Origin of the sequence: Muribaculum sp. An289 (assembly GCF_002159555.1) — a bacterium.
GTDB classification, from domain to species: Bacteria; Bacteroidota; Bacteroidia; order Bacteroidales; family UBA932; genus Merdivivens; species Merdivivens faecigallinarum.
Window position 1 is genome coordinate 1 of record NZ_NFIV01000009.1, and the last position, 23,307, is coordinate 23,307.

Here is a 23,307-nt window from a genome sequence, read left to right on the forward strand (position 1 = left end):
AGTGGACGTTGCCGTTAAGATGCTCCATCAACTTCGGGCTGCTCAGACCTGTGTACATCTTCAGGAACATCAGCGCAACCTTGCCCTCCGGGGTGAAGTATGTTTTTCGTCCTTTCTTCGCTCTCATGCTCTTGCTTATCAGTCCAAAGTTCTCTGCCATCTCACCAAGCGGCAGCCTCTTCCTGATTTTTCCCAGCTCGCTAGTCGCGAATGTCCGCCTATACAATTCATAAAAATCGAACTCCGTGAAAGGGAGATCGGGTGATATTCCAGAGAAATTTTGTACCTTAGCCATGCAGATTAATTTTTTGCGATACCTCCAAATTTGGCTTTTCTAGGGCAATTGGAGGTATTCTTTTTATCTTTAGCTAAGATATAAATTTTATATTACATTGGCAATCAATTCGTTATAAAGTTTTTATTCTTTTTACGACAGTCCCTATTCTATCCTTCCCCATTTTTCAAACAAGAGAAAAATATAGCGTAACGAAATCTTTTTCAGTCTGTTCGCTACGCTTTACATTTTTATGCTACTTCGTTACGTGTTTATTTTAGATTTTCAACGTTTCGCTATGTTCGACTGTCAAATAACCCAACCTTATCTTATTTATCAATTATTATCCATTTTCCTGTTTTACCTCCTTTTCTGGTTAGTCTTTCATCTGCTCGTAACTGATCCATCATCTTACGCACTTGTCGTTCACTCAAAGCAAGTTGTCTTGCAAGTTCCGCTCTTGATATCGAAGGATTATTTTTTATCAATCTTATAAGGTCTTCTACTTCTTTTGGATCGCTTTGGATCGCCTTTGGATCATCTTTGGATCGCTTTGGATCGCTTTGCTCTTCTTCTGCTGCTCTCCAGATGACTACTCTGAAATCTTCCTCTTGATAAAACTCCGGAGTCTTCAATCCATAATCACGACATTTCTCAATAATATCCTCCGTACCGGTACCAACCTTCTCGATATACCCCTTCCAATACATCGGATCAGCTATCAGAGGATTAGTCGGCAACGACTTATGAGGGCCTTGAAGTTTCTGTACCGTAAGTCCATACGGCAATTGTCCCGGATTCCATATCTCCAGCCTATTTCGGAACAGCATCACCTGAACACTTGCATTGCTTGTGTAATCTCTATGGCAAACGGCATTGACAATCGCCTCTTTAACTGCATCAATAGGCAATTCCGGACGCGTTGGAACAGATGCTGTTTCTCCTTCGTCACGAGTTCCTACCCAATTATCCACACGACTCATCACAAAACTTGTTGCCTGATCCACCAATTCAAACACATCACCGCGATATATTTGATATGCAGGCATCGGTTTTCTCACGACATTACCATAGAACTGTACACACTTCACTTCCGAAGTGATAAAATATTTCTGAGGTTTCTTTCCGAAAAGCAGAATTGCAGCATTGGCAATCCTATCATTCTCATCGATTAAATCTAAATGAGTAAGCAACTCTTTAATTGGCGTATCCACTGAAAGTGGAAAATTTCGTTTTGAACGGGCAACCTGAATGAAACTGCGAATCTTATCTTCATCCAAATCATCTATCGTCGCCCCATTGTCGTAAGAGGCATCGAATGGCCTCCACCTGATATACTCCTTTTCTTCCAAATAACGAATCAAGGAGGCATACACAGAAGTCCGCAATCCATCCATATCTACAAAGGTCTTACGGACTATATCTCGCTCAACCTTTCTTATGAAAGCTGTCTCTTTCGGATGCCTGTTACTCTCATTAATGCTCTTGATATAAATCAAACGGCTCTTATGTAATTCAGCAGCTAAATCATACTCCCGTTCTGTAGGTGAAATGCCCTCCGCATCTTCATATCCGTACAAATTACCATACAATCCCAAATATATATCGCACAGTTCCACCTCCTTTAAATACACATGGCTTGTAGGATACTCATTTGCCGGAACTTCTTCAAATATAAATGGCTCAAAGAACTTTCCCAATAGCGCATCTGTTCGGATATAATGGCAAAGCATAGCCCGCTCTTCCGCAAACTCACTCTGCACACTGCTTATGAATATTTTGATTCGTTTCATTGTTACAATATATCATAAAAATTAAAAAACATATAAAAATCAATAATTTACAATATCAATAGCCCTCCAATATGGGTCTGTAGACACCTGCGGAGCAGCTAAAACAAAAGGCTGAAAAAAGTGTTAAAAAAGTGTGGAAACTCCGGAAATTTGCAGGCAAGGTTGACCTGTCAATGTCGCCAGGGCTTATGCACGAAAAGAAGGGTACTGTCTTTCCGTCGGCGCAACTAAAACCCTATTGCACAATGCTGCGATGCTGAATAGATTTAATTCCATGTCCGCAAAACATGCGGACAGACGATTAAATAACACTGATTTCAAAGAACTTCTATTCTATGGCGTTAGAAACGCTGGATGATTTTTATAAAATTAACGAACTATTGACTCTTGAGGTTTAAATAATTATTGAGCATATTTTTCACAAATTTAATTACATTTTCCGACTTCTTCATATATCATCAGATATCAAGCGGTCCGGCTTTCCGGTACGAAACGGCTTCGGCTATGTGTTCCCGGGATACTTTTTCCTCCCCCGCAAGGTCGGCTATCGTGCGTGCCGTGCGCATTATGCGTACATATCCACGGGCGGAAAGGCCGAAACTCTCGACAATCCTTTTGCAGAAGGCCTCTTCCCCTGGCCCGGCGATGCAATATTTCCGTATTTCTTCCATGCCCATCATGCTGTTCAGGGCGATGCCCTGTCCCGAGAAACGTTTTTTCTGGATTTCGCGGGCCTTCAGTACCCTTTGCGCCACTTTCACGGTGCAGTCGTCCTTGCTTCCGCCGACAAGGACGTCGGCATCTACGGGCGGCATGTATATGCGCAGGTCTATCCTGTCCAGCAATGTGCCAGATATCTTTCCCAGATGCCTCTCTATGGAGGTCTGGCTGCATTTGCACCGTCCTTTCTCTCCGTAATATCCGCAGGGACATGGATTTGCGGCAAGAATCAGCAGGAACGAGGCCGGGTAACGGATTCTGTGGTAAAGCCGCGAGATGATTATCTCCCTGTTTTCCATAGGCTCTTTCAGTGAGTCGAGAATTCCTCCGCGTATTTCTGTCGCCTCATCTATGAACAGCACGCCGTTGTGTGCCAGGGAAATTTCCCCCGGAAGCGCATTCCTGCCTCCGCCTATCAGCGATGCTACGGTAATGTTCCTGTTCGGGGAACGGAACGGCCTTTCCCTGCCGGGCGGCATCGGGATTCCCGAAATGGAATAAATCTTGCCGGTTTCTATGGCCTCGTCCTTCTCTAATGGCGGCATAATGCCTCTGACAGCCCTTGCCAATGTGCTTTTCCCGCTGCCCGGAGTCCCTATCATCAGTATATTGTGTCCCCCTGAAACCGCTATCTCCACAGCTCTTTTCGCCGCATGCTGTCCTATGATTTCTGCCATGTCCGGAATGTCCTGCCTTGTACCATTGCCTTCTCCGTCCTGCGGCCTGTCAGGCAGTATGCCGTGGGCGTCATGCAGGACTCTCAGACCGCTTTCCGAAACAATATGCAGTATGTCGGAGAGCCTTTCCGCGTATAATATCTCGATGTTCTCTATCGCCGTGGCCTCTATGGCGGAATCCTTTGGAAGTATGACCCCTTTAAGCCCCGAGGTCGCTGCCAGTTGCGCTACGGGCAATCCTCCCGGCACGCTTCTCAGACTTCCATCGAGGCCGAGCTCTCCCATTACGATATATTCGGATATCTTCCCCGTGGGCGCCTGCTCCGATGAGAAAATCATTCCCAGGGCGATGGCCGCATCATAGCCGGTACCGCTTTTCCGCATGTCTCCCGGGGCCAGATTTATCACTATCCTGTGCCCGGGTATCCTGAACCCTTCCGCCCTCATGGCCGTCGTTATCCTCATTACGCTTTCCTTTATGGCGGTATCCGGCAGGCCGGTAAGGTGTATCCCGATACCGGGCGATATGTCCACTTCGACCGTTACCGGTACGGCTTCAGTGCCGATGCATTTTGCACAATTGATTTTCGTAAGCATGGAAAATTCCTTTTTTTTGTTCAGGCCGTTTTTTCGGCTCTTCCCGCGAAAATAGACCGCCGTTCCGTGAAAAATTCCCAAAAATCGAAAAATGTGGCAGCCGTGGCGGAAAATTATCTTTTTTTGACAGTTACGGGGCGAATTTTCTAAACAGTTTCTTAACTTTGAATCCGAAATGAGAAAATATTTTGAGATCATAGGAAAATACTGTCTTTTTCTGAAACGGGTTTTTGCCCGTCCGGAAAAATGGCGTTTGTTTTTCAGGCAATTTTTAATCGAGTCCGACAAGCTGGTGGTTTCTTCCGTCCTTTTAGTCGCGTTCATATCCGTCTTCATCGGCGGGGTTATCGTGATTCAGACGGCTGCCAATCTCGAAAATCCTTTCGTGGCCAAGCTTTATGTGGGTTATATGACACGTGAAAGCCTCATACTGGAGTTCTGTTCCACGATGATAGCATTGGTGCTGGCCGGGAAAATAGGCTCGAATGTCTCTTCCGAGTTAGGCAGCATGCGGATTACCGAGCAGATAGATGCCATGGAAATGATGGGGGTGAATTCGGCGAATTATCTTGTGCTTCCGAAAATCGCTTCGGCGACCCTCCTCAGTCCTCTGCTTACGCTGATAAGCTTCATAGTCGGTCTGGCGGGAGGGGCATTGGTCGCCTATACGTCCGACATGGTGACGATTACCGATTATATGGAAGGCATAACGTTCAGCTTCAACGGCTCATACGTAGTATACAGCTGTGTCAAGACCGCTGTATTTTCATTCCTGATTACCTCCATATCGGCCTTTAACGGCTATTATGCTTCGGGTGGCTCGCTCGGGGTGGGCCGGTCGAGTACCAAGGCGATCGTATATTCGAGCATGCTGATACTCGTTTTTGATTTGTTGTTGACACAAACCATGTTGTACTGATTATGATTGAAGTTAAAAATCTTACCAAGAGTTTCGGGGACAATAAGGTTCTTGACGATATTTCGATGTCTTTCGAAGCCGGAAAATGCAATATGGTAATAGGTGCCAGCGGTTCCGGCAAGACCGTGCTGCTCAAGAATATCATGGGGCTCCTGACCCCCGATAGCGGAGAGATACTGTATTCCGGAAAGGATTTGGCCAAGATGCCGCCGAAGGAGAGAAAACTGCTTTATCGCGAAATGGGTGTCCTTTTTCAAAGCAATGCTTTGTTCGATTTCGCTACGGTAGAGGAAAATATCGGCTTTCCGATGGAGTTTTTCACCAGGCTCTCGAAGGCAGAAAAAAAGGAGAAGACGGACATGCTTCTTGAAAGGGTGGGGCTGCCGGGTGTAAACGGAAAATATCCTTCCGAGCTGAGCGGCGGGATGCAGAAACGTGTGGGCATAGCCAGGGCCCTTGCGCTCAATCCAAAGTACCTTTTCTGCGACGAGCCCAATTCCGGCCTCGACCCCATGACTTCCGTGAGGATAGACGAACTGATTGCCGGAATCACCGAAGAATACGGCACGACTACTATCATCAACACGCACGACATGAACTCGATTATGGGAATCGGCGACAGGATATCATTTATCTATGAAGGAAAACTGAAATGGAAGGGGGACAGGGACTCTTTCCTGCGCCCCGATTGCAGTGAACTTGAGGCTTTCGTGCATTCCAACGCACTTGCAAGCAAGCTGATAGGTTAGAATCTGAATCGTACGCCAATTTCGAAACCGGTCTGCAAAGGCTGGTCGGTGCGGATGCTCTTGGCCTGGTAGTTATCGAAATAATATCTTATCGTAGGGTCGAAGTACACTCCCGCAACCGAACTGAACCAATATTCGATGCCTATGCCGGCGGAAACGGAAAACTGCACTCCCTTGACCGGTTCATGATGCGTAATTACGCTGTTGTCTGCCCCGGTCATCCTGTAAAGGTCGGAAATTCCACGCTCAACGGCCCCTCCGGCCTGAATGTACAATGATATCTTGTCGTTTCCTATGATATTGTAATACAGGTTCACCGGGATGCCGATATATTGCTGTATGTTCCGTATTTCGCTATAGTATTCCCCGTTGAATTCCCCTGCGAGTTTTCTCGACATTATTGTATAATTGAGCCCGATGCCGAGGTCGAATCTTTTGGACAGTCTGATTTTCGCACCGATGCCGACGGATACTGGAATGGAATATGAGCCGGAGTTCCTTTCGATGACCGTGTCTTTCTTGTTGAGGCCGGGGTCGACCTTGTAGGCGTTCATTTTACGAATATGCCGGATTTCGGCCGGCGACACTATCCCGTTTGCAAAAGTCCCGGCTTCGGCCGTCGTGCTCAGGTCGAGGACTGCGGCAAGGTAATCCTTTTTATTTTTCCGGACTTTTCCCTCTTTCCACGTCCATGTTCCGGATTCATCGAAGTCGTCGATGCTCATCCTGTCAAGTTCTTCCTGGCTGTACCTCGTCTCAGGCTCATCGTCCGCTCCCGAAGTAGCCTTGGCCGGTGTCCCTGAGGATTGGACAGTGACATCTTCTGTAGCTTTCGTAACTTCCGTAGCATGGACGGCAGAGGTGACCGTCCCGATTGCATCAACAGCCGCTGCTCCTGTGGCTTCAACAGTCGCAGTTTCTGTGGCACCGAAGGTTTCCCGACGGTCCCCGGCAGGATTTTCAGCAAGGTCCCCGACAGGATTTCCGGCAGGATTTCCGACACCGTCCTCCGATGCTTCCGGCTCTGTGGATGCTTCCGCCAGCCGCTCCGTTCCTTCTATTACCCTGACCGCCGTTTCATGGCCCGCCTCCGGTTTCAGCAGTAGGGCGGCGATGACTATTGCGGCAGCGGCGCTTATCATTCCGGCACGTCTGAGAAGTACAAGCCTCCTCCGGCGGGCCATCCTGCGCTCGATGCCTTCCCATATACCGTCTCCCGGCGTTTCGGTAACGTCGTTCAGGGATTTGAATATGTCATCGAATTCTTTCTCGGTCATTTTCGTTTTCCTTAATCTTTTGCTGCAACCAGAACCTTGCCCTGCTAAGCTGGCTGCGTGATGTGGCTTCGCTGATTCCCAGCATGTCGCTGATTTCCTTGTGCGAATACCCCTCTATGACATAGAGGTTGAATACGACCCTGAATCCGGCAGGAAGTCCCGCTACGAGACGGAGCAGTTCCTTGTGCTCCAGCCTTTGTATTGCAGAACTTTCCATGTCGCCGAGAGTCCGCACTTCGGTTATATCGTCGCTGATTTTCAGCGGGTCCTTTTTTCTTAAATGCATCAGTGCCGTGGTAACGAAGATTCTCCTCACCCATCCTTCGAACGAACCCCGCCCTTCATATCTGTCAATCTGGTTGAAAAGAGTTATGAATCCGTCCTGCAACACATCTTCGGCATCTTCACGGTTTCTCATATATCTTATGCAGAGCGGGAGCATCTTGGGGGCAAACTCCTCAAAAAGCTCCTTGTATGCTCTCCTGTCGCGCACGAGGCATCTTTCAATAAGTTCCTGTATGTCCGGCCTCGGCACGCTCAGTTCCATAATACCGTTTTATAGATGCAAAGCATCGGTTCAATGTTGCATTGAAATTCAAATTAATTTTCAAAAATAGTAAAATAAACGACTTTCTGTCCCGGTGGAGCGATTATTGTATGATTAAATTGCTATTTTTGTATGATGATAAAAATTTTCTTATGAAAAGGAAAACCGTGTTCGTGATTATAACCGTTTGCCTTGCCTTCGGAGCGGTCTTCGGGGCCGCCGGTCAGGAAAAGGGCTATAATGACGAGTCGATGTTGGCGGAGGCTGTAAATAAATTCAACAATAAAGATTTTGCCGGGGCGCACAGGATATTGGGCCGGCTTATGGAAAAGGACCCGGAAAACGACGCTGCATTCTATTATATGGGTCTGGTGCGTTTCGCTCTCGGCAATGAAAGCGGCGCGGAGGCTGCCTTGAAAAAGGCTGTGTCAATCGACCCGGGAAATTTCTGGTACAAATACAGGCTTGCCGTCCTTTATGCCAGGACAGGGAGGCCTGAACTGACGATATCCATGTATGAGCGGCTCCTCGAAGACTTTCCGAAAAAGACGGAACTGTACTATACGCTGATAGACCTGTACATGCAGGAAAACCGTTATGACGATGCCCTTTCGACCCTTTCGCAGATTGAAACGGTATTCGGCGAGACGGACATGACCGCCTATGCCCGCTTCGATTTGCTGAGGATTACCGGTAAGACCGATGAGGGATACCGCCACCTGAAGCGCTACAATGCCTCACATGCGTCCCCGCAGATATCTTCGCTGCTGGGGGATTATTATCTGAGCCGTTACGACAAGGATTCGGCCATGATTATGTACGAAGAGGCGCTGTCGCTCGAATCGGATTATGCGCCGGCGCTGCTTAACATTGCCGGCATTTACCGCATGGACAGCAATTACGACGATTATTTCGACTGTATAGAAAGGTTCATTTCGGACCCTTATATCGATTCGCAGATGAAGGGGAGGTATCTGAACGACGCCTTTTCCCCGAAGGACCCCTATTTTCTCGAAGCCTTCAGGCCGCAGATAGATTCGTTGATGGAGACGGCCCTGGCTGTCAATGCCAATGATACGCTCATGAACATGTCCGTGGGTTACTATTATTTCTTTACCGGAAGGCCGGACAGGGCTATGGGGCTTTTCAAGGAAAACGTTTCGATGTTCCCTGACAGCAAGGGGGCGTGGGGAAATTACCTGTCGGCCCTGTATTCATTGCAGAAATGGCCCGAATACTATGCGGCTTCGGACAAGGCGGCGGAACGCTTTGCCGGGGAGCCGTATTTTGTGGAACAGCGCGGTATAGCATGTATCATGGTAAAGGATTATGACGGTGCGCTGGCCCAGTTCGACCGGCTTCTGTCGTTGGTGCCGGACGATACGTCGGCGGTTTCCGGCTGTTATGCCATAATCGGGGACATCTACCATGAGAGGGGCAACCCGAAACAGGGGAACCGTTATTATGAGAAGGTACTCAAACTGGATCCCGACAATCTGCCGGTGCTCAACAATTACGCCTATTATCTCAGCCTTCAGGGGAAGAATCTCAAACGGGCTTCCGAAATGGGGAAGAAATGCGTTGATGCCGAACCGGACAATCCTACATATCTGGATACTTACGGATGGATATTGCATCTTCTCGGCCGCTCATACGAGGCCAGGGACCTTTTCCGCCACGCCATGCTTTACGGCGGCCGTGAAAGCGCGGTAATCCTCGACCATTATGCGGAAATCCTGTATTCGCTCGGGGACAAGGATCTCGCCTTCCTGTATTGGAACCAGGCCATAGAGAAGAATGCGGCCGCGGCCCCTTCCGAGAAGATAGAAGGGCTGGAAGAAAAAGTATCGCGCTATAAATCCGGAGCTTCCCGCAAAGACTCCAAGTGAAAGCCTGTCAGACCTGCCGGATGAGAATCTTCAGAAACATAGTCCTGTCCCTTTTCCTTACCTTGTCCTGCATGGCCGGTATTTCCCATGCACAGGACATAGAGTCCCACAAGGCCGAGAAGGCAAGGCTGGAACAGGAAATAGCCATGATAAACCGCCAGCTTTCTGCCAATACCGACCGCCAGCGGGACAATACCCAGCAATTGCAGCTTATCCGCAGGAAAATCAGCAATAGGCAGTCCATTGTGAATGAAATCGAAGCCCAAATCAAGTCTTACGACAGATCGATAGCCGAGACATCCAGGAACATCCGCAAGATGGAGGACGAGATGGACACGCTTATGGTGCATTATGAGCATCTGGTACGTGTGGCTTACAGGAACAGGGACTCCCGCCTCTGGTTCGCCTACATCCTTTCGGGTGACAACATCGTCCAGACTTACAGGAGGTACATGTATTTCAAGAACCTGTCTGCAAGCCTTGATTCAAGGGCTGAGGAAATCAGGAATCTGAAAGAAGAACTGTCCGGGGAGAGGATGAATCTCCAGCGCCTGAGGAATGAATCGGTGGCGGCCAAGGACGACAGGATAAAGGAAATCAATTCATTAAAATCGGAGGAGGCCAATGCGCGGAAAGTGGAGGACCGTCTGAAAAAAGACCGGAAGTCTTTCGAAAAACAGTTGAAGCAGAAAAACAAGCAGGTGGCTGCCCTGAATGCGGAGATAAAGCGCCTGGTAGAGCAGGCCATGAGGGAAAAACAGAAGGCCCGGGATGCGGCTTCCGGTTCAGCTGAAATAGATTACGCCCTTTCGGGAGAATTTTCCAAGAACAAGGGGAAAATACCGTGGCCTACGGAGTCCCATGCGGTGATAGAGACTTTCGGGCAGCATTACCATCCTGTCTTCAAAGGTGTCAAGATGCCGTACAACTACGGCGTGAACATAGTGACCGATCCGTCCGCCACCGTGCGCTGTGTCTTCGACGGGGTGGTAAAACAGATTGTCGTGATGCCGGGTTATAACCAGTGCGTTCTCGTGCAGCACGGGGATTATTTTACATTTTACTGCAAACTGGGTTCGGTTTCCGTAAAATCCGGGCAGGCTGTAAGTGCCGGTGAAACCATCGGTACGGTAGATACCATAAACGGAGATACGGTCTTCCATTTCCAGATATGGAAAGGGCAGACCCCTCAGAATCCAGAACATTGGTTGAGATAGGAAGTTACAGGCTTCCACCTCCGATGAATTCCCTCATAATCGATGTAGGAGGTATCGCCGCCATTTCTTCAGGCGAGAGGGTCACGACATAATCCAGAAACTTCAGCAGCCTCACGGCTTCCGTATAGGCTTCCGACCGTGGTGAAATCCGTCTCAGCAGCGGTGCCACATGGAACTTCAATGCCGGAAGTTCGAATATTAGCGCCGAATTGAACATGGCATCCGCATTTTCCTGGAACGGGAAAATGTTTTTCGTTTCGCCGGAACGCACGCTCGGCCAGCGCAATATTGTGCTTTCAGGGCTCGTCCCCCTCGTCCTGTTGTCCCTTACGATTCTTCTCAGCAGGCGGTTGTCCGAGGTGGAGATATTGTTGTTTTCATCCAGCGAGAGGGAGGTGAGGGCGGAAGCATAGACTTTGAAAATCCTTTCGTTGTCTATCTCCGAGGTCATTTCGGGATTCAGCGCATGTATGCCCTCCATTATCAGGATGTCGTCTTCGGACATTTTCAGACGGTCCCCGCGATATTCGCGTTTTCCTTCCGCAAAATTGAACCTCGGCATCTCTATTTCCTTCCCGTCCAAAAGGTCGTTAAGGTTGGAATTCAGGAGTTTGAGGTCCATTGTCTTCAACGATTCGAAATCGTATTCCCCGTTTTCGTCCCTCGGGGTGAATTCCCTGTTGACGAAATAATTGTCGAGTTCGATTACTACCGGATTGAGCCCTAATACCTTGCATTGCATGGCAATCCGCTTTGACGTAGTGGTCTTTGCGCTGCTCGAAGGCCCGGCTATCGCGACTATCCGTGTCTTGTCCCTGCGGGAATAAATCATGTCCGCTATGCGGGCGTATTTTCTTTCATGAAGGGCCTCGGATATGTTTATCAGGTCTTTGGCCTTCCCTTCGATTATGCACTTGTTCAAAGTCCCGACTCCGGACACTCCCATGATATGGCACCAGTCGGAGTGCTCTTTCAGTACCGAATAGAGTTTGTCCTGCATTTTGAAAGACGTAAGCCTTTCAGGGTCGTTGATTGATGGCCATCTGATGCAGAAGCCTTCCCCGAAGCGATAGATGTCGTATGTGTCCGCGATTCCGGATGACGGGGCGAGCGGGCCGTAAAACGTGTCCTGCCATCCGTCAAAGGAATACAGGGAGGTCGTGAACCTTCCGAGGCTCTCTATGAGTTCGGCTTTCTGCGGCTGGAAATTTTTCCGGAATATTCCGGCGGCCTCTTCGGCTTCCGCCTTTTTTTTGATGAACGGGATGTCGGCCTGTATGAGTTCACTGACACGTCCGCGGATGCGCTCCATGTCTTTGTCCGTAATGTTTACGGTCACCGGTTTTTCTCCCTGGTTGCCGTTGTCAGGTTCGCGTATTTCGGCATAAAGTCCGTTGGGCAGAGAGTAATCGTAGGTGAGGCATCTGTCCGGGAAAATTTCCGAAACGGCTTTCTGGACAATGAAGCACAGGGAACGCATGTAAGTGCGCCTTCCGTCCGGGTGGGAACGGTCGATGAATCTTATTTTGCATGGGGCGTAAAGCCTTCTGCCGAGTTCTTTCAGCAGGTTGTTTTCGAGTGCGGCTATGACAGGAAAACGGCATTTGCAGCCGGATATGGCGAGAAGTTCCGAGATTTTCGTTCCTTCTTCTATGCTATAGGTTTTTCCGTCGTTTTCGCAGAAGATGTCCAGTTTCATGATATCAGATGTTTAATGCCTCCTTCAGGTAGGGTCCGGTTACGGACTCGGGATTCCCGGCTATCTCTTCCGGGGTCCCTTCGGCCACGATCCGCCCTCCCTTTTCTCCTCCTTCCGGTCCTAAGTCGAATATGTAATCCACGGACTTGAGGATGTCGAGGTTGTGTTCGATTATGATGACGGTATTGCCTTGGTCTACAAGTTTCTGCAATACGTTCAGAAGTATTTTTATATCATCGAAATGCAGGCCGGTGGTAGGTTCGTCTAAGATGTACAGAGTGTTCCCGGTCGCCTTTCGGGAAAATTCGGCCGCGAGTTTGATTCTCTGGCTTTCTCCTCCGCTGAGCGTTACGGACGACTGCCCGAGGCGTATGTAACCGAGCCCGACATCGCACAGGGCCTGCAATTTATAAGCGATTGAAGGGATGTTCCTGAAAAAGCCGTATGCTTCGCTGACAGGCATTTCAAGCACATCGCTGATGTTTTTCCCCTTGTATTTTACGGCGAGGGTGTCCGGATTGTATCTTTTCCCTCCGCATTGCGGGCATGTTACGTTCACCGACGGGAGGAAATTCATTTCGATTACCTTGATTCCCGCCCCTTTGCATTCCTCGCACCGGCCTCCGCTTACATTGAATGAAAACCGTCCGGATTTGAAGCCGCGTATCTTGGCATCCGGAGTCTCTTCGAAGAGTTTGCGTATGTCGGTGAATACGTCCGTATACGTCGCCGGGTTGCTCCGCGCGGTTTTCCCTATCGGACTTTGGTCTATCTCGACGAGTTTGTCGATGTTTTCCACTCCCGTTATTTCATCGTATGGCTGTGCTGTGAGGCTGGAGCGGTAAAATATGTTGCTGAGTACCGGCATCAGCGTTTCGGTTATGAGGGTCGATTTTCCGCTGCCGCTCACGCCGCTTATCCCGACAAAACAGCCTAAAGGTATCGATATGTCTACGTTTTTGAGGTTGTTCCCTCTTGCGCCCCTGAGGTTCAGGAAAGTACCGTTGCCTTTCCTTCTTGCCGGAGGAATGTCTATGTTTTTGAGGCCGTTGAGGTAGTCAAGGGTCGGTGTGGATATACCTTTGATTCCCGAAACGGGGCCGTTGTAAAGGACTTCCCCTCCGAGTTCTCCGGCTCCGGGGCCCATGTCGATGAGCCAGTCGGCGTTTTCCATCATTTCCCTGTCGTGCTCCACGACCATGACCGAGTTGCCCTCGTCGCGCAGTTTTTTCAGCGAATCAATCAGTTTGCGGTTGTCCCTGTAATGGAGCCCTATGCTCGGTTCGTCCAATATATACAGTACGTTCACTAATTTCGAGCCTATCTGGGTTGCGAGCCTGATTCTCTGGCTTTCACCTCCGGACAACGACGATGCCGGGCGCGAGAGTGTCAGGTATTCGAGGCCCACGTCCATGAGGAAACCTACCCTGTCGTTCAGTTCCTTCAGTATGTCACGTGCTATGGTGGACTGCCTGGCGGAGAGTTTTTCAGGGAGTGATCGGAGCCATTTCTGCAATTCGGAAATCTCCATTTGGGAGACCTCGTAGATGTTTTTCCCGTCTATCCTGAACAGCAGGCTCTCTTCATTGAGCCTCTTTCCGTGGCATACCGGGCATTCGACGGTTTCCGTAACATCGTCCATCACCCCTTTGAATGTCACCATTTCGGAATTGGCCCCGCTTCCTATCCTGAACAGTTCATCGGACCCGTATATCAGCAGCGACAGGGCATCCTGTGGTATCTCGTCAATCGGGTCGAACAGGGAAAAGCCGTATTTCTGGGCGATGGCCCGGACGACATCGAATTTTTTGTTTTCCCGGGATTTTCCGAGCGGGATTATCCCTCCGTCGGCAATTGATTTGCTTTTATCCGGAATAATGCTGTCTATCTGTATGTTCCGTATCCTTCCGAGGCCTTTGCAGTTGGGGCAGTAGCCTCTCGGGGAGTTGAATGAAAATGTGTGCGGAGCCGGTTCGGGAAGCGAAATCCCGCTGTCCGGACAAACGAGGTGTTTGGAAAAATATTGCATTTTCCCGTCCTCCGGATTCATTACGGCCAGTTCTCCCTTTCCTTGGGCAAGGGCGGTGGTGACCGACTCCCTTATGCGCTTTTCGTCTTCGTCCTTGGGCTTCAGTTTGTCTATGACGAGTTCTATGAAATGCGGTTTGTAGCGGTCCAACGGCTGGACTTCTTCCAGCAGGACTATCTCGCCGTCTATCCGGGCCTCGTTGAAGCCTTTCTTGCGAAGTGACGAGATGAGTTCACGGTAATGGCCTTTCCTTCCTTTGACCAATGGGGAGAGCAGGACACATTTCTTTCCCTTGTAGCGTTCGATTATGAGCGAGACAATCTGCGAGTCGGAATATTTCACCATCTTTTTCCCTGTCACAGGAGAATATGCTTCCGAAGCCTTTGCGTAAAGAAGCCTCAGGAAATCATAGATTTCCGTTGTAGTCCCGACGGTGGAGCGCGGGTTGTTGCCGGTCGTCTTCTGCTCGATTGCGATTATGGGGCTGAGGCCCTCGATTTCTTCCACGTCAGGTTTTTCGAGGATGCCCATGAACTGTTTGGCATAGACCGAGAGTGTGTCCATGTACCTTCTCTGGCCTTCTGCAAAAATGGTGTCGAATGCGAGGGAGGATTTTCCGCTCCCGCTGAGCCCTGTGACTACGACAAGGCGGTCCCTCGGTATTTCAAGGGAAACGTTTTTAAGGTTATGGGCCTTTGCCCCGGTTATTTTTATCGAATTGTCCAATCTCTGTTCTGTTTTAGTATGGCTGGAGGAACGGGTTCTTTAGCCTTTCTTCACCTATCGTCGTAGGATATCCGTGTCCCGGAATCACCTCTATGTCATCGCCTAAAGGGATGATTTTCGTCATGATGCTCTTCATCAGGGCGTCATAGTCTCCCGAAGGGTGGTCTGTCCGTCCGATGCTTCCTGCAAAAAGCGTGTCCCCCGAAATCAGAAAATTGTTTTCTTTGCTGAAAAAGCAAACGCCGCCGCGGGTGTGGCCCGGTGTCGCTATGACTTCAAGCTGCGAATGTCCGAATGTTATCCTGTCCCCGTCATGTATGTCGAGCGTTTTTTCCGGAAGTTCCGGTGTGGCATAGCCCATCATTTCGCAGAATCTCGGGACGTATGCCCTCTGTTCCTTGTCTTCCGGGGCCATATATGTGTCCGCTTTCCATTTGTCCGTGACGAAACCGAGTCCCAGAACATGGTCGAAGTGCATGTGTGTCAGCAGTATCTTGACCGGTTTCAACGAATTGTCCGTTATGAACTGCTCCAGCCTTTTCTTTTCCGTATCGGTATAGCATCCAGGGTCGATTATCACCGCCTCTTTCGTTTCGTCCCACAGCACCATGGTGCATTCGCGCAGGTCGTTGAAGTAAAATCTTTTTATTTCAATCATAAGTCGCCGGTAAAATTTTATTCTGCAAGTTATATAAAATTGCTTAAAAATGCGCTCCGATGCGGATATTTTTGTGATTCGGCACCGTTCCGAAAGCCGCTTGTCAGTAAAGCCGCTAGTAAAGCCACTTGTCGCGGTTTTGCCTCCACGGGCCACCGTATTTCCCACCCCATAGCCATTCCTCTTTTTCGAGGGTGTTTGATAATCAATAAGTTGCAAAAATGCAGGCTGGCTTTGGGTACTTTCCAAGGTACCCAAGCGCAGGGGCGGTTTTGGTAAAACATTGGATATCAATAAGTTGTGAAAGTAGAGGCTGGCTGTGAGGTTGAAAAATATGCCGGCAAAATATACCGGTAAAATATACCGACAAAATCCGATTCCTACCCGCCTCCTCGGTTTTTCTTCCTTCATGCTTTGTCCCGCAGTTCTTTCACCGGCGCTGATTCTTTGGCCTCCCGAAAAAGTTTGGAGCGAGTTATGTTTTGCTAAATTATTAATAATCAATGGTTTACCAAAATTCAGCTCGCTTTTGAGGGGTATACGGACATGATTAAAAGCGAGTTGTATTTTCTTAAATAATTGGCAATCAACTATTTGCAAATATTTTACTCGCTCCAGACTTTTGGAAAACTGTCATGGGACATGGCGGTGCAATTACAGTTGACGTGGCGGTGCAATTACAGTAGTTCATTTGCTATGCTCTCGGCTTCTTTTTTTTTGCTTTCGGCAATTGTGACGGATTTCAATGGACGGATTTAACTGTAGACACGATATGATTAACAGGCAATGGCATGGTCCAGCCTGATGAGGGAAAGTGAACCAAATTACCGGTCATTCGGTGCACTTTCCCCTCGAAAATATTGATTTTACCGCCATTTTCGCCGTTTTTCCCGGGAAAGTGAACCATTTTGCCGCGAATTGGTGGCACTTTCCCCTAATACGAGGCTCTCGGCTTCTGCGTATAGTTGCCGCTATCGCGCCAGAAATACTGTTGCGCCTCGGCATAGCAATTTGAATAAATTCATTTGCTCTGCTCTCTGCTTCTGCGTATATTTGCCCAATAAAAACAGTTTGTCATGCATATAGCCGTAGCAGGAAACATAGGAAGCGGGAAGACTACGCTTACCCGCATGCTTTCACAGCATTATGGTTGGAAAGCGAAGTTCGAGAGTGTCGAATACAATCCGTATCTGGCGGATTTTTATGAAGATATGGAAAGGTGGTCCTTCAACCTCCAGATATATTTTCTCAATAAGCGTTTCAAGGATGTCGTAGAGATTCTTTCGAGCAACGAATGTGTCATCCAGGACAGGACGATATACGAGGATGCGAAGATTTTCGCCCCGAATCTGCATGCGATGGGGCTGATGTCCACGAGGGATTTTGAAAATTATACCGACCTGTTCAATCTTATGATGTCTCTCGTGCGCAGGCCTGATCTTCTGATATATCTGAAATCCTCCATCCCGAATCTCGTTGCCAACATACAGAAGCGGGGAAGGGAATACGAAAACAGCATCCGTATCGATTATCTTAAAGGCTTGAACGACCGTTACGAAGAGTGGATTTCCGGTTATGACAAGGATAAACTGCTTATTGTCGATACGGACAATTTGAAGTTCGAGTCTTCGCCGAAGGATTTTGAAAATATCATCGACCGGATCGACGCGCGTTTGAACGGGCTATTCTGACAAGGGAGATTACCCCGCACAGTATCATGGTAAGTGCTTGTGCTTCATGGGAAAGAGTGGCAAAGGCGAGGCCTTCGTTGTATTCGACCCCGTAAACCATAGTCAGGGCCAGGGACACGAGTATATGGAAGGAGCCGAAGCCTCCGGGCACCGGAATCGCCCATGCTATGCTGCCTACCAGCATCAGGAACATGGCATCGGATGCATTGAGGGCATCGAGTTTCGGGAGGGAGAGCATGGTAAGGTAGCTCATGAGCCAGTAAATCACCCAGATTGCTATCGTATAAAGGAGGAAGCGCCATTTTTTCTCCATCCTGAACGCCGAAGTGAAACCTTGCAGGGCCCCTTTTACGATTGCGCTCAATTTTCCTGAGATTTTATTGGTTTTGCGTGTGCGATATATCAGCACGGCTATCGCTGCGAGCGCCACTGCTACGGCCGCCACTATCCACCAGAGGCTGAATGAAAGCGATTCGCTCAAAGGCTTCCACATCTGCTCGCTGACAAAATTCCCGAAATTCTTCCATTTTATGAGCAGGAAGGCGGCGAGGAGTACCAGGAGTGTCAGCATGTCCCAGCTTCTCTCAAGGACGACCGTCCCGAGCACGCGGTCATAGCGGAGTTTCCCGGTGGACGAGATTACCCCGCATCTTACGAATTCGCCGGCACGGGGGAATGCGAAATTGGATATGTTCCCTATGTTTATGCCGTCGAATGTCTCTCCGAAACGGATGTTCCTGTTGAGGGGTTTCATGATTTCGCGCCATCTTGCGGCACGCAGGAAGAAGGCTGAAATGCTGGCGGCCATCGAAAGGAGCACGAGCCAGAAACGGCATTCCTTAAGCCCGCCGAAAAAATCCTCCCATTTGACCGAGCGGAAAGACAGGTACAGCAGCAGGGCGGCGATGGCCAATGAAATCAGCCATTTGAGTGCTTTCGTGATTTTCTTCCTCCGCTCCGGTGTCATCGTCGTCCTTACAGATTTTTCTAATCCGATAAAATTTTTAAACGCGGCAAAGTTATGCGTAAACAATCATCCGAGCAAATTATTCGGAGCCAAATCGGAAAATTTCCCGAAAAAGACTTACTTTTGAATATGAAAAAGATTTTGGGAATGGGCAACGCCCTTACGGACATTCTGGCAGTGTTGCCTGATGATGGATTGTTGAAGAAGTTCCATTTGCCTAAGGGCAGCATGCAGCATGTGGATCAGGCTACGGGGGACAAGATATGGCAGACCCTGAGGACAATGGGGGTGCAGTATGTGGCAGGGGGCTCGGCCGCCAATACGATTACGGGTACGGCCATATTCGGCATGCCGTCCGGGTTCATAGGAAAGGTGGGGGATGACGAACTGGGGCATCTTTTCAAGTCCGATCAGGAGCAGTACGGCATTTCTTCCCGTCTTCTCATAGGAAAACATGCTTCGGGACGGGCGATGGTCTTCATCACGGCCCCGAATGCCGAGCGTACTTTTGCCGTTTATCTCGGCGCCGCCCTGGAGCTGGTTCCGGAAGAACTCAGTCCCGATATGTTCCGGGGGTACGATTATTTTCATGTCGAAGGCTATCTCGTACAGAACCAGTTCCTGATTCGCCGTGCGGTAGAACTGGCGAAAGAGGCGGGGCTTACCGTTTCGATAGACATGGCCTCCTACAACGTAGTGGAATCCAACAAGGCGTTCCTTCATGACATAGTCGACAATTATGTTGATATTATTTTTGCCAACGAGACAGAGGCCAAGGCCTTTACCGGGCTTGAACCTCGGGAAGCCCTCGATGAAATGGCCCGTTTCAGCGACATAGCCGTGGTAAAGGTCGGCAAGGACGGCTCGATGGTAAAGAGCGGCGATGAATACCATTTTATCGAAGCATGGCCGGCAAACACTATCGATGCCACCGGGGCGGGGGATACGTATGCCGCCGGTTTCCTCTATGCCCATTCTCTCGGGCTTCCGTTGAAGGCCTGCGGGGAGATAGGCTCCATCATTGCCGCAAAGGTAGTTGAGGTAGTAGGTACCAAGATAGACATACCCCGCTGGAAGGCCGCCAAGCAGGAAATCAGGGAGAAAATATCCGATTACCGGCGGTAGATTTCAATCCCCCTTCTGTCGATGTGGTCAATCAGGTCCGGGTTCTTCAGGCTGTGGTACAACGAAATGTCGAACCTGTAAGGCAACAGGAGGTCATCTATTTCCTGAAGTATGAGATGATAATCTTCGCGGGACAGTGAAGGCCCGACGAGTGTAATGTCTACGTCGGAAAACGGTTTGAAGTTCCCTTTTGCGCGCGAGCCGTAAAGAATGACTTTTTCGATGCGCCCATTCGCGGCAAAAACTTCGTTCAGCTTTTGTAATTCTATGTCTGTAAGTCCGTATGGCATTGATAATGGGAATTTAAATACATGTGTATCTTCCAAATGTCCCAGGCTATTATCTGCCTGTGCCCGAAATCTGCTGCATCTTTTTTTCGAATTCGATGAATAGCGGATGGTACACATCGACTATTGCCCAATAAATTTCCTCGGCAACGTCATCATCATAATTGTGAGAAGTCAGATTCCGGTCTTCTATCGAGTCCATCCATCTTTTATCCGAAATCAGTCCCATTTCGAAAGCTTTGCGTATGGCGTCGCGTGAGCCTCTGATATCCGTGTAGCCCTGGTATTCGGCATAGTCTTTCATTACCTTCCATGCAAGTTCATGTGTGTACTCGAAGCGTTGTATCAGGCCTTCCTTCAACAGGTCGTCCACTTCTTCCAAGTCTATGGATTCCGTATCTTTGGCAACAATTTCCACTGCCTGTGTCAGTCTTAGCAGGGCATTGCGATAATTGCTGAAGCGCTGTATCCAGCGTATGTCTTTTTCTTCCGGCATTGTAATATTGTAATGGACTATTAATCTTTACAAAGATATTGATTTTTGACTTATGGCCTCTTGTTTATTGTAAAATAATTTTAAGGAGGATTTCTCGGCCGTTATTATCAGCTGCTTGCTTCCTTCCCGGGATTTGGCTGTCAGCCATTTGTGCTGAACCGTAATCATCCCGTCGGTCTTTTCGGAAGAGTGTTCTTCCGTCCCCTCCGCGATTATGAGATAGGAAAAAGTCCGTTTTCCGGTAAAGACCTGTTCTCCTCCGTCTTTCGGGAATATGATTTTGTGCGGATATCCCATCTGGTTTTCCTCGAATTCGCAGGAAACTGCACATAGCAGTGCCAGTCCCGCAATCAGAATGTGTGTCAATGTCTTGATCATGGCCTGTTGTATGTGATTATTTTAGTAAAAGTATTATAATTCGTAGACTGTCCGGAGTCTCCGTAATAATCGTGTTCGATATTCGGGTCGTTCAGTTTGAACACTCCGGAAACATAGTATCCGTTGCATTGCCCTCCCCATCCGAAATCGCAGTGTACCATATTGCAGACTTCCTTTTTCACGGTTATCGTCTCTACGCGGTCGCCTGTGTACCGTTTGATTGTAATCGTACGCTCCTTGATTTTGTAGCCGTCGATATTCCAGCAATGGCTTTTGAAAATGTTTGCATTCGGGAGCGAATAAATGATGAGTGGACAGCCTCTGTCTATCATGCCGGTGACCCTCTCGAAACTGTATTTCTGTTTCTGTACGTTGTACAATCCCATGGCTTCCATGAACGAGATTGCGTTGCACGGGAATGTAAAAGTCCCTTCATAAAAATACAGGCTCTTGCATCCGGAGCTTATCCCTTTGAGCAGGTATGCCGCGGAACGTCTTCCGACAGGAGTGGTATATGAGTGAGTTCTGGTGCCAGCCGGCAAATTTTGCGAGAAGCGGGCTGACGATTTTCCTGACGGCTCAGATATCCATCCATTGTTTCAGGCTCGTAAGTCCTCCTTCCGAGTAAATGTAGCTGACCGTTCCGACATCTATGGCGAGATAGCCGTCTTTTTTGGACACGAGGAATCTCTGGCGGTGGCGGAGCCCGTTCTTCATGCCTGTGTTGTCGGGTTTTACGGACTCTTCCGGTTGAAGGTGCGGATTGCGGACTTTCCTTATGGCCTCGGCCAGTTCTTCCCGTATAACCGGTTTCAACAGATAGTCTATGCCGTTGTATTTGAACGCCTTTATGGCATATTCATCGTACCTGGTGGTAAAAATGACCGGACATTTCGCCGGGGAGTCATCGAGGGCCTCGAAAACAAGTCCGTCGGCGAGCCGTATGTCCGCTATGATTAAATCATAACTGTCCTTTCGGAGCAGTGTCCTGGCAGAGGCTACTGTGCTGGCCGGCCCGATGATTTCGTAATCCCCGGACAATGACTCCAAATGACCTTGCAGGAGCGCGAAGTCCTGCATCCCGTCTTCAAGTACGAGTATCTTCATCTTCCATGAACCGGACAAATCCGGGTATGAAACGTCCCATGTGCATGTATTAAAGTAAGCAAGGCGGCCAGAGGCCGCCTTGCTTTAAATCATGATAAGCAAACTGATTGTAGCTTATATTGTTTCCAATTCTGCATACTCGTATGGAGTAGAACCGTTTAACGCGCACTTGACTACGTTGTTCACGATATATCCGTCAACTCCTTCTTCTTTGGATATTACGACATATACATGGACATTTTCAAGGTCGTTGTTGATCAGATTCAAGTCTGAAGATTCAAAAGTCCAGGTGAAGGATTCTATTCCGTTTGCTCCTACGGTTACAGGATCTCCGAATACATCATTAGTATTTGCCAATGTCCTTATCACGTTCATGTGATTGTTTACATCATAGTCAGGAACCGCACTTGCATTGGCCTGATTTTGCCTGATGTTGTCTTCAAGAATGTAGCAGTTTACTTTGTAATTGCCGTCTTCAGCAATTGCTACATTTGCAGAAACATTCAGTTTACCGTTGCTTTCGCTACAGATGACACTTGCTCCGGATGTACATTCATAGGCCTCATTTGCCGTGTCCGTTTTCTGGCTAAGCTGGCTTGCAATATAAGATACGTTACTCCCCGCACCTTCCGCAACGATATCACTGAAATTCCATCCCAAATAAGGGACTCCAAAGCTTGAAGCCTGTACTACTGCCTGTCCTACCAGGTTGAAAATAAGCGCATCGTACATTGGGTCTTTGACACCATTTACTCCGGTCGTATGTAATTCCGCTGCGTATCCCTCATCCCATCCGCTTTGTTCGAGATGTTTTACTGCGGCTTTCATGTAAGCGCATGGAGGGCATCCGGTTGTGGTAATTTCAACCAAAAATGCTCTTTTCCTGAATGACCAAGATTCTGGTGCATCCCCGAATGCGTTGATTGTAACTGTGTTGGATGAAGCGCTGCCCTTAGTAGCGTAGAATTTATAGCTACCCTCTTCCGTAGTAGAGAATGTGAAGCCGTCCTGAGCTATAGGTTCACCGCCGTCCTCAGGTATCAGGTACAATGTACTTTCGGAGGTAACATCGATACCGTCCTGCATTACGGTGAATGTAACTACGTCGCTGCCGTCAGGAGTAATGGTAGTCTTGTCGGCGATAAGTTCCAGATTACCTAATGCCGTTACCGTAACTTCCACAGATGCCATATCATTGTAGATGGCGTAAAAATTATAGTTCCCTGGAATTGAAGACGAGAACTTTTTGTCTGTAAGCTCTGCATTGTCTGTTGTAAATACCTGTGCATCGGCTGTTACGTCTTCTTCACCGTATTGTACGGTAAAGCTGATAGTGTCGATACCGGCGTTGAAACTGTTGCTGCTCGGAAGCAGTGTGACGTTTTTCACGCCCGGTGCCGTTTCACATGAAGCAATCATCGTTATTGCGAGAACTGCCGTGAGAATGTAATTGAAAATTTTCATATCGTTTAATGTTTAAATAAG

At 48.6% G+C, this 23,307-nt stretch carries 20 protein-coding genes and 1 pseudogene; 6 read left to right on the plus strand and 15 right to left on the minus strand.

Features of this window, described 5'->3' with window-relative positions:
- The 3 genes and pseudogenes from B5F83_RS07905 to B5F83_RS07915 all read right to left on the minus strand — a co-directional run.
- A pseudogene (locus B5F83_RS07905) lies at positions 1 to 295 on the minus strand (DDE transposase); the annotation flags it as partial.
- Between the two features lie 308 nt (positions 296 to 603).
- Complete coding sequence (locus B5F83_RS07910) at positions 604 to 2,067, minus strand: DUF4062 domain-containing protein (RefSeq protein ID WP_087279520.1); 1,464 nt, start codon at positions 2,065 to 2,067, stop codon at positions 604 to 606.
- A gap of 458 nt (positions 2,068 to 2,525) precedes the next feature.
- Positions 2,526 to 4,061 (minus strand): YifB family Mg chelatase-like AAA ATPase, encoded by a 1,536-nt coding sequence (locus B5F83_RS07915; RefSeq protein ID WP_158094189.1) that lies wholly within the window; start codon positions 4,059 to 4,061, stop codon positions 2,526 to 2,528.
- A 175-nt stretch (positions 4,062 to 4,236) separates the two neighbouring features.
- Between B5F83_RS07915 and B5F83_RS07920 the strand changes: the two genes are divergently transcribed.
- Both B5F83_RS07920 and B5F83_RS07925 read left to right on the plus strand, forming a co-directional pair.
- Positions 4,237 to 4,980 (plus strand): ABC transporter permease, encoded by a 744-nt coding sequence (locus B5F83_RS07920; protein WP_087279532.1) that lies wholly within the window; start codon positions 4,237 to 4,239, stop codon positions 4,978 to 4,980.
- 2 nt (positions 4,981 to 4,982) lie between these two features.
- Positions 4,983 to 5,729: an ATP-binding cassette domain-containing protein gene (locus tag B5F83_RS07925; protein WP_087279514.1), complete on the plus strand. Its 747-nt coding sequence runs from the start codon at positions 4,983 to 4,985 to the stop codon at positions 5,727 to 5,729.
- On the opposite strand, the gene B5F83_RS07930 is transcribed toward B5F83_RS07925, so the two are convergent.
- Both B5F83_RS07930 and B5F83_RS07935 read right to left on the minus strand, forming a co-directional pair.
- Positions 5,726 to 7,006 (minus strand): outer membrane beta-barrel protein, encoded by a 1,281-nt coding sequence (locus B5F83_RS07930; protein ID WP_087279510.1) that lies wholly within the window; start codon positions 7,004 to 7,006, stop codon positions 5,726 to 5,728. The genes B5F83_RS07925 and B5F83_RS07930 overlap by 4 nt on opposite strands.
- A complete protein-coding gene (locus tag B5F83_RS07935; protein WP_087279508.1) occupies positions 6,984 to 7,553 on the minus strand; it encodes an RNA polymerase sigma factor in 570 nt (189 codons plus the stop codon). Before B5F83_RS07935 ends, B5F83_RS07930 begins: the two co-directional genes overlap by 23 nt.
- Before the next feature lie 152 nt (positions 7,554 to 7,705).
- Here B5F83_RS07935 and B5F83_RS07940 point away from each other — a divergent pair, with 152 nt between their 5' ends.
- Complete coding sequence (locus tag B5F83_RS07940; protein WP_158094190.1) at positions 7,706 to 9,442, plus strand: tetratricopeptide repeat protein; 1,737 nt, start codon at positions 7,706 to 7,708, stop codon at positions 9,440 to 9,442.
- A gap of 20 nt (positions 9,443 to 9,462) precedes the next feature.
- Positions 9,463 to 10,659 carry a peptidoglycan DD-metalloendopeptidase family protein gene (locus B5F83_RS07945; protein ID WP_087279502.1) on the plus strand — a complete coding sequence of 399 codons (1,197 nt, stop codon included), beginning with the start codon at positions 9,463 to 9,465 and terminating at the stop codon, positions 10,657 to 10,659.
- Positions 10,660 to 10,663: 4 nt separating this feature from the next.
- Here the strand turns inward: B5F83_RS07945 and B5F83_RS07950 are convergent, their stop codons facing one another.
- From B5F83_RS07950 to B5F83_RS10645, 3 genes are read right to left on the minus strand one after another with little or no spacing between them, the layout of a single operon-like run.
- Positions 10,664 to 12,358 (minus strand): nucleoside kinase, encoded by a 1,695-nt coding sequence (locus tag B5F83_RS07950; protein ID WP_087279499.1) that lies wholly within the window; start codon positions 12,356 to 12,358, stop codon positions 10,664 to 10,666.
- Positions 12,359 to 12,362: 4 nt separating this feature from the next.
- Complete coding sequence (uvrA, locus tag B5F83_RS07955) at positions 12,363 to 15,113, minus strand: excinuclease ABC subunit UvrA (RefSeq protein WP_087279497.1); 2,751 nt, start codon at positions 15,111 to 15,113, stop codon at positions 12,363 to 12,365.
- Positions 15,114 to 15,126: 13 nt separating this feature from the next.
- Positions 15,127 to 15,771, minus strand: a complete 645-nt coding sequence (locus B5F83_RS10645) for an MBL fold metallo-hydrolase (RefSeq protein ID WP_158094191.1) — start codon at positions 15,769 to 15,771, stop codon at positions 15,127 to 15,129.
- 1,076 nt (positions 15,772 to 16,847) lie between these two features.
- Between B5F83_RS10645 and B5F83_RS07965 the strand changes: the two genes are divergently transcribed.
- Positions 16,848 to 17,462: a deoxynucleoside kinase gene (locus B5F83_RS07965; protein ID WP_087279490.1), complete on the plus strand. Its 615-nt coding sequence runs from the start codon at positions 16,848 to 16,850 to the stop codon at positions 17,460 to 17,462.
- Here the strand turns inward: B5F83_RS07965 and B5F83_RS07970 are convergent.
- Positions 17,422 to 18,429, minus strand: coding sequence for a lysylphosphatidylglycerol synthase transmembrane domain-containing protein (locus B5F83_RS07970; protein WP_087279487.1), 1,008 nt, complete (start codon positions 18,427 to 18,429; stop codon positions 17,422 to 17,424). The genes B5F83_RS07965 and B5F83_RS07970 overlap by 41 nt on opposite strands.
- 129 nt (positions 18,430 to 18,558) lie before the next feature.
- Between B5F83_RS07970 and B5F83_RS07975 the strand changes: the two genes are divergently transcribed.
- On the plus strand, positions 18,559 to 19,554 hold the full coding sequence (locus B5F83_RS07975; protein WP_087279485.1) for an adenosine kinase: 996 nt from the start codon (positions 18,559 to 18,561) through the stop codon (positions 19,552 to 19,554).
- Here the strand turns inward: B5F83_RS07975 and B5F83_RS07980 are convergent.
- From B5F83_RS07980 to B5F83_RS08005, 6 genes are all read right to left on the minus strand, one after another.
- Complete coding sequence (locus B5F83_RS07980; protein WP_087279482.1) at positions 19,542 to 19,844, minus strand: nucleotidyltransferase domain-containing protein; 303 nt, start codon at positions 19,842 to 19,844, stop codon at positions 19,542 to 19,544. The genes B5F83_RS07975 and B5F83_RS07980 overlap by 13 nt on opposite strands.
- Positions 19,845 to 19,893: 49 nt before the next feature.
- Positions 19,894 to 20,337, minus strand: coding sequence for a nucleotidyltransferase substrate binding protein (locus B5F83_RS07985; RefSeq protein ID WP_087279480.1), 444 nt, complete (start codon positions 20,335 to 20,337; stop codon positions 19,894 to 19,896).
- A 27-nt stretch (positions 20,338 to 20,364) separates the two neighbouring features.
- Positions 20,365 to 20,715 (minus strand): hypothetical protein, encoded by a 351-nt coding sequence (locus tag B5F83_RS07990; RefSeq protein ID WP_087279478.1) that lies wholly within the window; start codon positions 20,713 to 20,715, stop codon positions 20,365 to 20,367.
- Positions 20,712 to 21,257 carry a C10 family peptidase gene (locus B5F83_RS07995; protein WP_158094192.1) on the minus strand — a complete coding sequence of 182 codons (546 nt, stop codon included), beginning with the start codon at positions 21,255 to 21,257 and terminating at the stop codon, positions 20,712 to 20,714. The genes B5F83_RS07990 and B5F83_RS07995 overlap by 4 nt, the downstream gene beginning before the upstream one ends.
- 37 nt (positions 21,258 to 21,294) lie before the next feature.
- A complete protein-coding gene (locus B5F83_RS08000; protein ID WP_087279472.1) occupies positions 21,295 to 21,822 on the minus strand; it encodes a response regulator in 528 nt (175 codons plus the stop codon).
- Between the two features lie 114 nt (positions 21,823 to 21,936).
- The gene (locus B5F83_RS08005; RefSeq protein WP_087279469.1) at positions 21,937 to 23,286 is read right to left on the minus strand and encodes an Omp28-related outer membrane protein; all 1,350 of its coding nucleotides are present in this window, start codon (positions 23,284 to 23,286) and stop codon (positions 21,937 to 21,939) included.
- Positions 23,287 to 23,307: the final 21 nt, after the last annotated feature.